Source organism: Nocardia cyriacigeorgica NBRC 100375 (assembly GCF_000308555.1).
Classification (GTDB): domain Bacteria; phylum Actinomycetota; class Actinomycetes; order Mycobacteriales; family Mycobacteriaceae; genus Nocardia; species Nocardia cyriacigeorgica.
In genome coordinates this window covers 1-15892 of record NZ_BAFY01000022.1, presented here as the reverse complement: position 1 = coordinate 15892, position 15892 = coordinate 1, and the positions used below count along the sequence as shown (strand labels likewise).

Below are 15892 nucleotides of genomic sequence, written 5' to 3'. Positions count from 1 at the left end.
AGCCTGGATTTCGATACCGTCCTCGTCGCCAATCGAGGCGAGATCGCCTGCCGCATCATGCGCACTGCCCGCATCCTCGGCCTGAAGACGGTCGCGGTCTATTCCGATGCCGACGCCGGCGCAGCACACGTCGAAATGGCGGACGCGGCAGCACATCTCGGGCCGAGCGCGGCTGCCGAATCCTACTTGCGCACCGATCGGGTGATCGAGGCAGCGCTGGCCACCGGCGCCGGTGCCATCCATCCCGGATACGGGTTCCTCTCCGAGAACTCCGAATTCGCGACCGAGGTGGCGAAGGCCGGTATCGCGTTCGTCGGCCCGACCCCGCAACAGCTGCGGATCTTCGGCGACAAGCACACCGCCCGTGAAACCGCCCGCGCGGTCGGCGTGCCGCTGGTCGACGGCACCGGCCTGCTCGAATCTGCCGATCACGCCGTTGCCGAGGCGGAACGGATCGGCTTCCCGGTCATGCTCAAGGCCGTGGGCGGTGGCGGCGGCATCGGCATGCAGGCCTGCCATGACGCCGACCAGCTTCGTGCCGCCTACCAGCGGGTGCAGCGGCTGGCCGCGACGAATTTCGCCACTTCGGGCGTGTTCCTGGAACGGTTCGTGGCGCGGGCCCGCCATGTCGAGGTGCAGGTGTTCGGTGACGGTCACGGCCGGGTGGTCAGCCTCGGCACCCGTGACTGTTCGCTGCAACGGCGCAATCAGAAGGTGATCGAAGAGGCGCCGGCACCGGGCCTCACCGCCGAGTTGTCGCAGCGGCTGCTGTCGACCTCGCGCGAGCTGGCCCGTTCGGTCGGCTACCGCTCGGCGGGGACGGTGGAATTCGTCTATGACGCCGACCGCGACACGGCCTCGTTCCTCGAGATGAATACCCGCCTGCAGGTGGAGCATCCGGTCACCGAGGCGGTGACCGGGGTCGACCTGGTGGAGTGGATGTTGCGGTTGGCGGGCGGTGATACCGCGATGCTGGACGAGCTGCCCGAGTCCGGCCCGCCGATCGATGGCTGGGCCGTGGAGGCCCGGGTCTATGCCGAGGACCCGGGCCAGGACTACCGTCCCAGTGCGGGCCTGATCACCGAGGCCACGTTCCCCGAACAGGCCAGGGTCGACACCTGGATCGGCACCGGCACCGAGGTCAGCCCCTACTACGACCCGCTGCTGGCGAAGGTGATCACCCAGGGCGCCGATCGCGACGAAGCGTTCAGCGCGCTGACCGACGCGCTCACCCACACCCGCATCCACGGCGTACAGACCAACTTGCCGCAACTGCTCGCCGCGACGACCGACCCGACCGTGCGCCGGGCCGCCCACGTCACCGCCACCCTCGCCGACATCCCGGCCACCGCCGCCCGGATCGACGTCGAACGCCCCGGCACCATGACCACGATCCAGGATCATCCCGGCCGGATCGGCCTGTGGGAGGTGGGTATTCCACCGTCGGGCCCGATGGACGACCTCTCGTTCACTCTCGCCAATACCGCCGTCGGCAACCCGGCCGGCACCCCCGCCTTGGAGTGCACGCTGCACGGCCCGCGGCTGCGCTTCTCGGATACCGCCGTGGTGTGTGTGAGCGGTGCCGACGCGCCGGTCGCGGTGGACGGCGAACCCGTGCCGATGTGGGAGCCGATCACCGTGGCCGCGGGCAGCGTGCTCGATGTCGGCGCCCCCGCCGACAGCGGCCTGCGCACCTATATCGCCGTGCGCGGCGGCTTCGACGCGCCGCTCTACCACGGCAGCGCCGCCACCTTCACCCTCGGCGGTTTCGGCGGCGTCACGGGTAAGGCACTGGTCAACGGCGATGTACTGCACCTGGCCGACGCGGCCGAGGCCGAACCGCGCCCGATCCCGCCCGGGCGGCGCCCGGATTTCGGCCATCTCTGGGAGCTGGCCGTCGGCGAAGGCCCGCAGACCGCCCCCGCCTACTTCACCGACGCCGACATGGCGCAGTTCTACACCCACGAGTGGCGCGTCGGCAGCCACGCCAATCGCACCGGCATCCGGCTGGAAGGCCCCAAACCCACCTGGTCGCGCACCGACGGCGGGGAGGCCGGCCTGCACCCGTCGAATCTGCACGACAACCCGTACAGCGTCGGCGCGCTCAATGTCTCCGGCGATACCCCGATCCTGCTCGGCCCCGACGGCCCGAGTCTCGGCGGTTTCGCCTGCCCGCTGACGGTGGTGTCGGCGCACCGCTGGAAATTGGGCCAGCTGCGGCCGGGCGATACCGTCCGATTCGTCCCGGTGGACGACGCCACGGCGGGCGAGCTGCGCGCGTCGAACCCCGCGCGCGCCCGCACCGCCGTGCCGAAACCGCTTGCCGGGCTGAGTGATCGCGGCATCCTCGGCGGCGTCGACGGCACCGCCGACCGTCCGCGGGTCCGCTACCTGCGCGGTGGCGACGACAATGTGCTGGTCGAATACGGCGAGATGGTGCTCGATCTCGGCCTGCGGATGCGGGTGCACGCACTGTCCACCGCGCTCGCCGGTGCCGGGCTCCCCGGCATCATCGACGTGACGCCCGGTGTGCGCTCGCTGCACATCCACTTCGATCCCGACGTCCTTGCCCAGCATCGACTGCTCGGGGTGCTTGCCGAGCTGGAGACCGAACTCCCCGCCACCCAGGACCTGGTGGTGCCGAGCCGAACCATCCGCTTGCCGCTGTCGTTCGACGACCCGTCGATCGCCGAAGCCATCGACCGTTATCGCAACGGTGTGCGCGACAGTGCGCCCTGGCTGCCGTCCAATACCGAGTTCATCCGCCGTATCAACGGTCTCGACAGCGTCGACGACGTCCGCGCCACCGTCTTCGCCGCCGAGTATCTCGTGCTCGGCCTCGGCGATGTGTATCTCGGTGCACCGCTGGCGGTTCCGCTCGACCCGCGGCACCGGCTGGTGACCACCAAGTACAACCCGGCGCGCACCTGGACCCCCTCCGACGCCGTCGGTATCGGCGGCAAGTACCTGTGCGTCTACGGCATGGCCTCCCCCGGCGGCTATCAGCTCATCGGCCGGACGGTGCCGATCTGGTCGAGTTACCGCCAGCGCGCGCCGTTCGAATCCGGAACTCCCTGGCTGTTCCGGTTCTTCGACCGCATCGTCTGGGAACCGGTCAGCGCCGAACAGCTGCTCGACTACCGCGCCGCCGCCACCGCCGGACGGTTCGACGCCGAGGTCAGCGAAGGCACCTTCGCCCTGGCCGACCATCTGCGCCTGCTGCGCGATGAGGCCGATTCGATCGCGGAATTCGAGACCAGGCAGGCGGCCGCGTTCGAGGCGGAAAAACAGGCGTGGCAGGCCGCGGGTGAATTCGATCGCGGCAGCGCCGAGATCGTCAGCGAGACCGTCGACGATCCGCTCGACGGCATGCCCGCCGAGGCCACGGTGGTGACCGCGCCGATGATCGGCAACGTCTGGCGGGTGGAAGTCGAGGCGGGACAGCGCCTCACCGCCGGGTCGACGGTCGCCGTACTGGAAGCGATGAAACTCGAATTGCCGGTGCAATGCCCCCAATCGGGCACGGTACTGAAGGTACTCGCCACCCCGGGTGCCAAAGTGGAACCAGGAACCCCTCTCGCAGTGATCGGAGTCGACTAGATGACCGGCCTCCCCGGCAACGCCCTACCCGGTTCGCCCACCGCGCGCGTCGCCGCCGCCTATCGCCGGATCGCGGAGGTCGACCGGCCGGAGGTGTGGATCACCCTGCGTCCGGAAGCCGAGGTCACCGCCGACGCCGCCGCCATCGAACAGCGTCTGTCCGACGGTGAGCGGCTGCCGCTGGCCGGACTGCTGGTCGCGGTCAAGGACAACGTCGACGTCGCCGGATTGCCGACCACCGCGGCCTGCCCGGCCTTCGCCTACACCCCGGAGGTGACCGCGTCCGCGGTCGAACGGCTGATCGCGGCCGGTGCGATCGTGCTCGGCAAGACGAACCTCGATCAGTTCGCCACCGGTCTGGTCGGTACTCGCAGTCCGTACGGCCCGGTGCGCAATGCCTTTGCTCCCGAATTGGTTTCGGGTGGGTCCAGTTCGGGTTCGGCCGTTGCGGTCGCGCTCGGCATCGCCGATATCGGCATCGGCACCGACACCGCCGGGTCCGGCCGGGTCCCCGCGGCCTTGCAGGGCATCGTCGGGATCAAGGCGACCCTCGGTGTGGTTCCGGCGCACGGCGTGGTGCCGGCCTGCGCGGATTTCGACGCCGTCACCGTCTTCGCCGCCGACCTCGAACGGGCTGTGTCCGCTGCCGCGATCATGGCGGGCCCGGAGCCGCGCGATCCGCGCAGCCGGACACGGCCCGCCGACGTACTGCTGAGCGCGCCCCGGCAGCCGAGGCTCGCCATCCCGTGTGCCGCCGATCTGACCGCTTTGAGCGCGCCGTACCGCGAGGCGTTCACTACAACGATTGCCGGACTGGTCGATTGCGGAATTTCGGTCACCGAAATCCCCATCTCGGTCCTGCTCGACGCGGCCCTGCTGCTCTACGACGGCGCGATCGTCGCCGAGCGTTATGCCGCGGTCGGCGAGTTCCTGGCCACCGCCCCGCCGGAGACCCTCAACCCAACGGTCACCGCCATCATCCGCGCCGCCGAGCACACCACGGGCCCCGGCTTCGCCGCCGATCTGAACACCCTGGCGACCGCCCGTGCGGCCGCGAAAGCCCTGCTCGACGGTTACGACGGGCTGCTGCTGCCGACCACCACCGAACACCCGGCCATTGCCGCCGTGCAGGCCGACCCCGTCACCATCAACCGAAGGATGGGCACCTTCACCAACTTCTGCAACCTGCTCGACATGGCGGCGGTAGCGGTGCCGGGCGCGCCCACCGAAGACGGTTCCCCCTTCGGCGTGATGGTGGTCGTGCCCGCCTTCGCCGACCAGGTCGCCATCGATATCGCGGCGCGCCTGATCGGTACCGACTCGACGCCCGCGCTGTTCGACCATGACGCCGAACTCGCCGTCTTCGGTGCGCATCTGCGCGGGCAGCCGCTGCACTGGCAGCTGGAACAGATCGGCGCCCGGTTCGCCGGCGAAATCCGCACCACCGACGCCTACCGCCTCACCGCCCTCGACACCACGCCACCCAAGCCGGGCCTGGTGCGGCACGGTCCCGGCCAGGGCGCACCGATCGTCGGGGAGCTGTTCGGGGTCTCGGCCGCCGGCCTCGGATCCTTCCTCTCCGCGCTCCCCGCTCCGATGGCGCTGGCGAATATCGAGCTCGAAGACGGCCGCACGGTCGTCGGTTTCGCGTGCACCTACGATGCGGCAGTCGCGGCCACCGACATCACCGAGTTCGGCGGGTGGAAGAAGTACCTCGAGCAGCTGAACTGAGTGGTTCGGGCGCGCGGTAGCGACGCCGACTCCGGATCAGCACACCGGTGCCGCTGGTCAACTCCGCGAGGCCAGCGCCGCGATCGCCACCGCCAGCTCATCCCCGCTCGGCAGCTCCCCCTCGGGCTCGGTAATCCATTGCAGCGCCAGCCCGTTCAGCAACGCAAAGTACAGCCGCGCGATCGCCCGCGCCTGTTCATCGCTCAATTCCGGATGCGACTGCGCAACCAGGTCCGCCAGTTCCGAGACGGCCTCGGCGAGCAGCCCGGACATATGCGCCGCTTCGCTCGGCGTGCGGTGAATGCGGATCACGTTCTCCACACTCGCCACCAGCATCTGCCGATTGCGCGCGAAGACCTCGGCGATGTCGTTCCACACCAGCGGGAACGCCTCGGCCGGTGACCGGCCGTCCTTGCTCGCGGCCTTGATCCGCTCATCGAGCGCGTCGCCGATCTCGCGGCCCGACTCCGCGGTGAGCGCCTCGGTCAGCAGCCGCTCCTTCGATCCGAAGTGATAGCCGATCGCGGCCAGGCTCACCCCCGCCGCGTTGGCGATATCGCGCGCCGTGGTGGCGGCGAATCCGCGCTCGTATACGCAGGCCCGAGCGGCCGCGAGCAGGTCCTCCTTGTTTCCCATAGCCACATCGTACGCACGTCTTGAACATCTGTACTAGACAGATGTGCAAGCCGTCTGTTAGACATTCGTCTTAGACGTTCGAGCAAACGAAGGAACAAGCGATGAGCACCCAGCCCGCCACCCGCACCTCTGAGGCCGCCGACCGCCCCCGCGTCCTCGTATCCGGCGGCGGCATCGGCGGAAACGCCGTTGCGCTGCAACTACTCCGGCACGGCATCCCGGTCACCGTGATCGAACGCGCCGCTGCTCCGCGACCCGGCGGCCAAGCCGTGGACCTGCGCGGGCCGAGCCGCGAGGTGGCCGAGCGAATGGGCCTGATGCCCGGCATCCGAGCCCACCAGCTCGACGAACGCGGCATGCTCCATGTCGACGCCGACGGCAAGGAATTGCTGCGCATGCCCGCGGACATGTTCGACGGCAAGGGCGGCGTCGCCGAGATCGAGATCACCCGCGGCGACCTGAACCAGGTGCTGCTCGACGCCATCGACGCGGCCGGCGGCTGCGACTACCGCTACGGCGAATGGATCGAGACGCTCGCCCAGGACGACGACGGTGCACAGGTCACTTTCGCCTCGGGCGCCACCGAACGTTTCGACCTCGTCATCGGCGCCGACGGCCTGCACTCGGCCACCCGCCGCCTGGTCTTCGGCCCGGAGGAACAGTTCAGCACCTACCTCGGCGGCTACATGTCCTTTTTCACCATGCCGACGCCCGCAGGCATCGAACCGCACTGGTTCACCATGCATTCGCTGCCCGGCGCGACCGGTCTCGGCATGCGGCCCGACGCCGACCCGGCCACCGCCAAGGCGCTGGTGGTCATCCGCGCCGAGGCCGACCCGGCACTGCGCCGGAACGTGCAGGCCCAACAGCAGCTGATCCGCGAACGCCTGGCCGGTGGCGGCTGGACCGCACCGGCTATCGCCGCGGCGATGTCCGAGGCCGACGACTTCTACTTCGACGAGCTGGCCCGCATCGATATGCCGAGCTGGATCGAGGGCCGGGTGGCGCTACTCGGTGACGCAGGCTATTGCGGTTCCCCGCTCACCGGCCAGGGCACCGCCATGGCGCTGGTCGGCGCGTACGTGCTGGCCGGGGAGATCGCCGCACACCGCGACGACCCGCGCCGGGCGTTGGAGAACTATCAGCGAGTGCTGCGTCCGTTCGTCGCGCTCGCGCAGGAATTGCAGCCCGGTGGCCTGCGCGCGATGACCCCGACGACCCGCTTCGGGATCCGGGCCGGATTGCTGGTCAGCAAACTGATGACGGCGCGGATCATGAAGCCGCTCATGATGAAGATGCTGTCCAAGACCGAAAGCTACAACCTGCCCGAATACCCGGCCACCACGCCCGCACGCTGACCTCGCCCCGCCGGTCACCGAGGTGGCCGGCGTAGGCATGTCGCCGGTCGCGGTTGCCGCCGAAGCGGTTACCGCCGTGTCACACTGACCAAGGTGACGGCCATGGTCGATGTGCGCACGAGCCCGGTCGAGAATCTGAAGCCCGCCTGGTTCGCGTCGGTGATGGCGACCGGCATCGTCTCCAGGGCGGTGGGCTCGGCCGGTGCCGACACGTTGTCGGCGATCATGCTGTACCTGGCGCTTGCCGCCTTCGCGATCCTCATCGTGGCGACACTCGTCCGCCTGGTGAAGTACCGGGCCGCCGCCGTCGCCGATGCGATGAACCCCGCGACCGGCTTCACCTACCTGACCTTCGTCGCCGCGGCAGCGGTCATGTCGACCGGGCTGTCCCGACGAGATCACCTGGTAGCGGCCATGACATTCCTCGCGGTAGCCGCGCTGGCCTGGCTGATCCTCGGCTACGGCATCCCGGCCCTGCTGATGGTGCACCATCGCGGACCGGCGGGCCTGAGTGCCGACGGCACCTGGTTCATCTGGGTGGTCGCGACCCAATCGCTCGCGGTCGCGGCCACCGCGCTCCCGCAACCTTGGGCGGGGCGCTTCGCGGTACCGGCGCTACTGTGCTGGTCGGTGGGCACCATGCTGTATCTGCTGGTGGCGACGCTGGTGCTGGCCACATTGTTCACCGACAATCTCACCGCCGCGCGCCTGGTGCCCGCCTATTGGGTCTTCATGGGTGCCACCGCGATCAGCGTGCTGGCCGCGGCCCAGCTGCTGCATCTCGACGGCATACATTTGCTGACGTCGGTGCGGCCGGTGCTGATCGGGGTGGCGGTCCTGCTGTGGGCCTTCGGCAGCTGGTTGATCCCGTTGCTGCTGGTGGCGGGCGTGTGGCGACATTTCGTCCAGCACATCCGCCTGGCCTACGAACCGGGCCTGTGGAGCATCGTGTTCCCCGTCGGCATGTACGGCGTCGGCACCCGTGAATTGGGCTCGGCCATCGCCGAGCAGTGGATGGTTACCTTCGGCGGCGGCGAAGCCTGGGTCGCGCTCACCGTATGGATCGTGACCGCAGTCGCTCTGCTGCTCAGCTTCCGGAAGAGCCGTGACGTCTCGCGTTGACCTGCCCGGCCGGACCGATCACCCCGCGAGACCGGTCCGGCCGATACAAAGGCACCCCCTCGGCCCCTCCTGACCGCCCACCCCCGAGGCAGTCAGGAGGCACCGCCCCCCCGCCGGGCTCGTCCATCGAGTCCCCGCACCCGATGTCACCCCTCCCGGCGTCCCCCGATCCCCCATCGAGGCCCCACCCGGTATCCGCCCCCGTCAGGTCCTCCCCGGCCTGCTCCGCTCGGATACCCTCGGGCCCTCCCCGGCCCGGCCTCGTCCGGCACCGAATCTCCCCGGTCCGGCGCCCGCAGCGTTCACCCCTCCCCAGTGGCGTCGGCTGCGTTTCCGGTGGATCGGGCCCTCCCCGGCCCGATCACCGTCCCCCGTCTATTCGGACCCCGGCTACTGGCAGTAGTCGAAGGTGCCGAGCTCGGTGCGACCGTCCTTGATCAGGTAGCTGGTCGCGTACAGGTCGGTCTTGGCGACCGGGTTCTCGCCGTCGGGCGCGAGCCACTCGACCTCCTGGATGACCAGGTAGGCGTTCGGGTCGTTGCGCAGGACGTCCACCTTGGTGTCGTCCATGTCGGCGGCCTTGGTGTCGGTGGCCTTGCCGGTCTCCCACTCGCCTGCCACGGCGAGGGTCCCCTGGGCGGCGTCGACGATCACCGTGCGGTAGCGGATCTGCTGGTTCTCACCGGGCAGGTAGCCGGGCTGGGCGTAGACGACCGGCGAGTCGATCTCGATCCGGATCTTGTCGTTCTTGTGGGTGCAGGTGGCCTGGCCGGTGACGGCGGCACCGGGGACGCCCTCGGTGGCGGCCGACGCGGTGCCCGCACCGAGAACAAGGGCGGTGGTCGTGGTGGCGAGAGCAAGGGCGGTGGTCAGCTTGCCGATCATCGTCGTTACGTCCTGTTCGGGGTTTCGGTCTGTTCGTTCCGGTGTGTTCCGGTGTTGACACAAACAATGCCGCCCCCGGCTTGGCGCGCCCTTAAGAAGAACTTGCAGCCTTGTAATCCCCGTTGGAGCGGCCCCGATCGGCGAAACTGGACCAGTTTGCGGCGCGGGTGCTCGATTCGCGCCATGATGGAAGTACGGCAAGAAGATTGGGAGAGCGTCGATGGAAACCGTGGTCGTCTGGATGCTGGCCTGCGTGATCTACTGGTTCGGTCTGCTCTAAGACCTGCGGTACCCGCTGGACAGAAGAAATCCGCCCCTGACCGAAATGGTCAGGGGCGGAACGTTTCCGAGCACATTCCCATACCCGGTCTCAGGCCGGTACCGGCAACGAGCGATGCCCACGGCCACGCTGGCACGCGGGCACGCGGGCATCGGGACCGACAGGGTCAGCCGTTGCCGTTGAGGCCGGCGCGCACACCTTCCTCGACGCGTTTGCCGAGCTCGCTGTCGACGTTCTTCCAATACTCGAAGACCCGGCTCAGCACCGGCTCCTGCACACCGCCGAGCACATGGCCGACGATATTGCTCACCAGGCGGTCGCGCTGCTCGTCGTCGAGCACCTCGCGCACCAGAATGCCGGGCTGGACGAAATCGCCGTCCTCGGCGTGCTGGATGTAGCCGGCCCGCACGGCCTTGCCGTCGAACTCCCAGGCACCGCCGTCACCGGCCAGTTCCGGATCGGCGTGCGGCCCGCCGTAGGAGTTCGGCGCGTACACCGGCACCTCCGGCTCGTTGAAGTGGTACCGCATCGCGCCTTCCTTGGAGTAGGTGTTGACCTCCGCGGCGCGCGGTGCGTTCGGCGGCAGCTGCGCGTAGTTGGTGCCGATGCGGTAGCGGTGGGCGTCGGCATAGGCGAAGACGCGGCCGAGCAGCATCTTGTCCGGAGAGAAGCCGATACCGGGCACGATGTTCGACGGCTCGAACGCGGCCTGCTCGATCTCGACGAAGAAGTTGCGCGGATTGCGGTTGAGCGTCCACTTGCCGACCTCGATCAGCGGGTAGTCCTTCTTGGACCAGACCTTGGTGAGGTCGAACGGGTTGAACCGGTAGGTCTCGGCTTCGGCGACCGGCATGATCTGCACGTAGACGGTCCAGCTCGGGAAGTCCCCGCGCTCGATGGCGTCCCACAGATCCTTGCGATGCAGGTCGGGGTCGGTGCCGGCGAGCCGGTCGGCCTCGGCCTGGGTCAGGAAGTCCTGGCCCTGATCGGTGCGGAAGTGGTACTTCACCCACACCCGCTCACCCTCGGCATTGATCCACTGATAGGTGTGCGAGCCGTAGCCGTTCATGTGCCGGTAGCTCTTCGGGATGCCGCGGTCGCCCATCAGCCAGGTGACCTGATGCGCCGATTCCGGGCGCAGCGTCCAGAAATCCCACTGCATGTTGTGGTCGCGCAGACCCGAACCGGGCAGCCGCTTCTGCGAGCGGATGAAGTCGGGGAACTTGATGGAGTCCTTGATGAAGAAGACCGGGGTGTTGTTGCCGACGAGGTCGTAATTGCCGTCCTCGGTGTAGAACTTGATCGCGAAACCGCGCGGGTCACGCCAGGTGTCGGGGCTGCCCTGCTCACCGGCGACGGTGGAGAACCGCACCAGCGATTCGGTGCGCGCGCCGGGCTGGAACAGCTTGGCCTTGGTGTACTTCGCGATCTCCGGGTTGGTCACCACCAGTTCGCCGTACGCGCCCGAGCCCTTGGCGTGCACGATGCGCTCCGGCACCCGCTCCCGGTTGAACTGCGCGAGCTTCTCGATCAGGTAGTGGTCGTGCAGCAGAACGGGGCCTTGGGTTCCCGCGGTCAGCGATTCGTTGTCGCTTTCGACGGGAATGCCGGTGTTGGTGGTTGTCGGCTTGGTCATAGAAGCCTCCTCGGCTGTCAACGGACCCGGGATGGGCTGACCCGGGACTGTCAGAGTGTCGGCCGTCGGTCCGGACGGCAGTTCGGGCACAGGCCCCAGAACACGACCTCTGCCTCATCGATGGCGAAACCGTGTTCGTCATCGGGTTGCAGGCAGGGGGCGCTGCCAACGACACAGTCCACGTCCACGACCGTGCCGCAGTTCCTGCACACCAGGTGGTGATGGTTGTCGCCGGTTCTGGCCTCGTAGAGCGCCGCCGACCCGGCCGGCTCGATGCGCCGCAGGATGCCCGCGCGGACGCAGGCGTGCAGCACGTCGTAGACGGCCTGGGTGGAGACCGAGCCCAGCTGTTGCCGGACGGTGACAGCGACGGTGTCGGCGTCGGAATGCGGACGAGCCGCGACCGCGTCGAGCACCGCTACCCGCGGGGCGGTGACCCGCAGACCGGCCGCTCGCAACTGCTCGCGGGGATCGGTGCTGTCGGTGTGCATACTTCGAGTCTCCACCTTTTCTGGAATTAGTCAAGAAAATAACTGACGAGTTGCCGCGCCGAGGTTCGGCGCCAAGTGTAGTGGCGCGCGTCACAACTTCGGCTCGGAATAGTTCCCTTACGCACCTCGTTGAACCCCGCTGTCGGCATCCGAGCAGCCCCGGGCCTCACCCCATCTGTCGCTACGAGCGACCACTCGCCGAGAGGCGCTTGCCGGATGGGCCGCCAGGTCGGGCAGACCTGGCGGCACCGACATCACCACTGGCGTTTCGCATATACCGGCCGCGACCGGTGCCGGGCGCTAACCTGATCGGCATGGGGCGTTTGGGCGGACTCCTCGTAGGGGTCACGGCGGTTGCACTGGTTGCCGGGCACGTCTTCGCCGCGTCCGCGGCAGCGGCGCCACCCACCACCGCGCAGGCACAGTGCTCGGTGACCTCAGGACGGCAACTCGAACGAGCCGAACCCGAAGCGGTAGGGCTGGATTCGCACCGCCTGGCCGAGGCGCTCACCTTCGCGAGCACCCGGAATCGGTTGAACGTCCAGATTTTTCGGCACAACTGCCTGATCGGTGAAGGTCCGACCAACGAGCAGACCGGCAATGTGGCCTGGAATGTCTGGAGCGTCACCAAGAGCGTTGTCTCCCTGCTTGCCGGAATTGCCTCGGACCAGGGCAAACTCGATATCGCCGCCCCCATCGGACGGTATCTGCCCGCCGGTCTCGGCGACGAGCAACGGCGCTCGATCACCGTCGAGGATCTGCTGACCGAATCGTCGGGGATGCGCGTCGGGGTGGTCACCGAAGGCATCACCGGAGTGATCCCGCTCGATCCGAACAGCGCGGTGCAGGCCCTCGGTGTGCCGCTGGATCATGAGCCGGGCACCGTATTCAGCTACAGCCAGCGCAATGTCGACCTGCTGGCGTATGTGATGGAGCTGGCCGTCGGCGAACCGCTGCAGCAGTTCGCGCAGCGCGAGCTGTTCGACCCGCTCGGCATCGCACGCGGCGACTACTACTGGGCCCGCGACCGCGCCGGCCACACCTACGGGTACGCGCACCTGATGATCCCGCCGAACGATCTGGCCAAGCTCGGCCTGCTCGTCGCCAACGACGGACGCTGGGGCGCAACGCAACTCGTCTCGCGGAGCTATCTGGACAAAGCCCGCACGCCGTCTGCGACCAATCACTGCTACGGCTACCTGTTCTGGCTCGGCCCCGCCTGTGCCGAGAACGCCGACTTCTTACCGCAGGACATGTACTCCATGGCAGGCATGGGGATGCAGAACGTTTTCGTTTTTCCCAGCCAGGATCTGACCGTGGTGTGGACCGGGATGTTCGGAAACGTCAGCAGGTACGGGCCGTCCGGCGTCATCCAGAACACGGCCGAACTGCCACACGAATTCTTCCGCAGGCTGTTCGCCGCCTTCCATGAGCCGCCGGTCCCGGATCCCGGACCGTACGTCGAGCCGCCGCTGACGTTGGACCCGAATGCCTTCATCGACAGCGACATCCTGCTTGCCATCGTCGGGGTCGGGCCGTCGGCCTATCCGGGCTGCAACGTCTTCGCCTGCCTGAACCAGCCGCTGCGCCCGCCGTTCAGCGACGCACCACCCGGCTGCGCCATCCTGGCCTGCCTCGGCCCCGACCCGCGTACACCGGGTATCCGCTGACCAGACGAGCCCGGCCGCCGCTGTGCAGCGACGGCCGGGCTCGGTCGTGAGGTGAGTCGGCTCAGCGGTCGGCGAGCAGGACCTCCGCGATCTGAATGGTGTTGAGCGCGGCACCCTTACGCAGATTGTCACCCGAGATGAACAGCGCGAGACCGCGACCGTCGGGCACACCAGGATCCTGCCGGATCCGGCCGACCAGCGACTCGTCGTGACCGGCCGCCTGCAGCGGCGTCGGCACGTCGACCAGCTTCACGCCGGGCGCCTTGGCCAGGATCTCCTCGGCCTGGGCCACCGACAGCGGCTGATCGAATTCGGCGTTCACCGACAGCGAGTGCCCGGTGAACACCGGAACGCGCACGCAGGTGCCGCTGACCAGCAAGTCGGGCAGACCGAGGATCTTGCGGCTCTCGTTGCGCAGCTTCTGATCTTCGTCGGTCTCGCCGGAGCCGTCGTCGACCAGCGAACCGGCCAGCGGCAGCACATTGAAGGCGATCGGCGCGACGTACTTGTTCGGCGCCGGGAAATCGACCGCGCCGCCGTCGTGGGTGAGCTTTTCGGCGTCGTCGATCACGGCGCGCGCCTGCGAGGCCAGCTCTTCCACACCGGCCAGGCCACTACCGGACACTGCCTGATAGCTGGAGACGATGAGCCTGCGCAGACCGGCGATCTCGTGCAGCGGCTTGAGCACCGGCATCGCGGCCATGGTGGTGCAGTTGGGGTTGGCGATGATGCCCTTGACCAGATTGCGGGTCTGCTCCGGGTTCACCTCGCTGACCACCAGCGGGACCTCGGGGTCCTTGCGCCAGGCCGAGGAATTGTCGATGACGGTGACGCCGGCGGCAGCGAAACGCGGCGCCTGCACCCGCGACATCGTGGCGCCCGCGGAGAACAGCGCGATATCGAGCCCGGACGGATCGGCGGTCTCGGTGTCTTCCACCACGATCTCGCCGCCGCGCCAGGGTAGCTTCTTACCGGCGGACCTGGCCGAGGCGAAGAACCGCACCTCGTCGGCCGGGAAGTCGCGCTCCTCGAGCAGCTTGCGCATGACGGCGCCGACCTGTCCGGTCGCGCCGACGACTCCTACTCGTACACCCATGTGTTATCGCCCCGTTCCGGCGTGGACGACGGCGACCTCATCGCCGCCGAGATCGAAAGCCCGGTGCAGTACCTTGACCGCCTCGTCGAGCTGGGATTCGGCGACCAGCACCGAGATGCGGATCTCCGAGGTCGAGATCAGGTCGATATTGACGCCGGCCTCGGCCAGCGACTCGCAGAACGTCGCGGTGACGCCGGGATGGGACTTCATGCCGGCGCCGACGAGGGAGACCTTGCCGATGTTCTCATCGGAGCGGACCTCGGAGAAACCGATCTCGGCCTTGCGCTCGGTGAGGATCTGCACCGCGCGGACCAGTTCGGTCTTGGGCAGGGTGAAGGTGATGTCGGTCTTGCCGGTCTCCACCTCGGAGACGTTCTGCAACACCATGTCGATATTGATTTCCGCGTCGGCGACCGCCCGGAACACCTTGGCGGCGTAGCCCGGTTCGTCCGGCAGGCCGACGACAGTCACCTTGGCCTCGCTGCGATCGTGCGCAACGCCGGTCAGGATTGCCTGCTCCATCGGGATGTCCTCCATCGATCCGTAAACGGTGGTGCCCACCTTGTCGGTGTACGACGAGCGCACATGCACGGGCACGTTGTAGCGCCGCGCGTACTCCACACAACGCAGCATCAAGACTTTCGAGCCGCACGCGGCCATCTCCAGCATCTCCTCGTAGGAGACCTGCTCGAGCTTCTGCGCGTCGGACACGATCCGCGGGTCGGCGGTGAAGATGCCGTCGACGTCGGTGTAGATCTCGCAGACATCGGCCTTCAACGCCGCGGCCAGGGCGACCGCGGTGGTGTCGGAGCCGCCACGGCCGAGGGTGGTGACGTCCTTGCTGTCCTGGCTGACGCCCTGGAAGCCCGCGACCAGCACGATCAGGCCGTCGTCGAGAGCTTCGCGGAGCCGGCTCGGGGTGACGTCGATGATCTTGGCCTTACCGTGCGCACCGGTGGTGATGACGCCGGCCTGCGAGCCGGTGAACGAGCGCGCCTCTTCACCCAGGGCGTGGATGGCCATCGCGACCAGTGCGTTGGAGATGCGCTCACCCGAGGTGAGCAGCATGTCCATTTCGCGCGCGGGGGGTTCCGGGGAGACCTGCTGGGCGAGATCGAGTAGCTCGTCGGTGGTATCGCCCATTGCCGAGCAGACCACGACCACCTCGTGCCCCTGCTTCTTCGTTTCGACGATCCGTTCAGCGACGCGCCGGATCCGCTCGGCCGAGGCGACCGACGATCCTCCGTACTTCTGAACAACAAGAGCCACGGCAGGCTCCTCCCAGATCGACAAACAAGCTGATTTCAGTGCTTCAGCGTACCGGCCCGGATCCAGCCCCTCAGGTCCTCCCTCCGAGCCTGTGGAAAAGGCCACAACCGCACCGAAT

Annotated in this window: 11 protein-coding genes; 5 read left to right on the top strand and 6 right to left on the bottom strand. The window is 68.1% G+C overall.

Going from position 1 to position 15892, the window contains the following annotated elements:
* The first annotated feature begins 57 nt into the window (after positions 1-57).
* Both uca and atzF read left to right on the top strand, forming a co-directional pair.
* The gene (uca, locus tag RJ05_RS01565) at positions 58-3600 is read left to right on the top strand and encodes an urea carboxylase (RefSeq protein WP_249040620.1); all 3543 of its coding nucleotides are present in this window, start codon (positions 58-60) and stop codon (positions 3598-3600) included.
* On the top strand, positions 3601-5331 hold the full coding sequence (gene atzF, locus RJ05_RS01560; protein ID WP_036532190.1) for an allophanate hydrolase: 1731 nt from the start codon (positions 3601-3603) through the stop codon (positions 5329-5331). It begins immediately after the preceding gene.
* 57 nt (positions 5332-5388) lie between these two features.
* Here the strand turns inward: atzF and RJ05_RS01555 are convergent, their stop codons facing one another.
* Positions 5389-5967 (bottom strand): TetR/AcrR family transcriptional regulator, encoded by a 579-nt coding sequence (locus RJ05_RS01555; RefSeq protein WP_036532186.1) that lies wholly within the window; start codon positions 5965-5967, stop codon positions 5389-5391.
* Positions 5968-6068: 101 nt separating this feature from the next.
* Here RJ05_RS01555 and RJ05_RS01550 point away from each other — a divergent pair, with 101 nt between their 5' ends.
* Both RJ05_RS01550 and RJ05_RS01545 read left to right on the top strand, forming a co-directional pair.
* On the top strand, positions 6069-7325 hold the full coding sequence (locus RJ05_RS01550; protein WP_036532184.1) for an FAD-dependent monooxygenase: 1257 nt from the start codon (positions 6069-6071) through the stop codon (positions 7323-7325).
* Between the two features lie 102 nt (positions 7326-7427).
* A complete protein-coding gene (locus RJ05_RS01545; protein WP_036532234.1) occupies positions 7428-8447 on the top strand; it encodes a tellurite resistance/C4-dicarboxylate transporter family protein in 1020 nt (339 codons plus the stop codon).
* 390 nt (positions 8448-8837) lie between these two features.
* On the opposite strand, the gene RJ05_RS01540 is transcribed toward RJ05_RS01545, so the two are convergent.
* From RJ05_RS01540 to RJ05_RS01530, 3 genes are all read right to left on the bottom strand, one after another.
* Positions 8838-9332, bottom strand: a complete 495-nt coding sequence (locus RJ05_RS01540; RefSeq protein ID WP_036532181.1) for a hypothetical protein — start codon at positions 9330-9332, stop codon at positions 8838-8840.
* Positions 9333-9778: 446 nt separating this feature from the next.
* A complete protein-coding gene (locus RJ05_RS01535) occupies positions 9779-11248 on the bottom strand; it encodes a catalase (protein WP_036532179.1) in 1470 nt (489 codons plus the stop codon).
* Between the two features lie 50 nt (positions 11249-11298).
* Positions 11299-11739, bottom strand: a complete 441-nt coding sequence (locus tag RJ05_RS01530) for a Fur family transcriptional regulator (RefSeq protein WP_036532176.1) — start codon at positions 11737-11739, stop codon at positions 11299-11301.
* A gap of 314 nt (positions 11740-12053) precedes the next feature.
* On the opposite strand from RJ05_RS01530, the gene RJ05_RS01525 reads away from it, so the two are divergent.
* Complete coding sequence (locus tag RJ05_RS01525; protein WP_036532173.1) at positions 12054-13409, top strand: serine hydrolase domain-containing protein; 1356 nt, start codon at positions 12054-12056, stop codon at positions 13407-13409.
* Positions 13410-13470: 61 nt separating this feature from the next.
* Here the strand turns inward: RJ05_RS01525 and RJ05_RS01520 are convergent, their stop codons facing one another.
* Both RJ05_RS01520 and RJ05_RS01515 read right to left on the bottom strand, forming a co-directional pair.
* On the bottom strand, positions 13471-14505 hold the full coding sequence (locus RJ05_RS01520) for an aspartate-semialdehyde dehydrogenase (protein WP_036532171.1): 1035 nt from the start codon (positions 14503-14505) through the stop codon (positions 13471-13473).
* A 3-nt stretch (positions 14506-14508) separates the two neighbouring features.
* On the bottom strand, positions 14509-15774 hold the full coding sequence (locus RJ05_RS01515; RefSeq protein ID WP_014348594.1) for an aspartate kinase: 1266 nt from the start codon (positions 15772-15774) through the stop codon (positions 14509-14511).
* Positions 15775-15892: the final 118 nt, after the last annotated feature.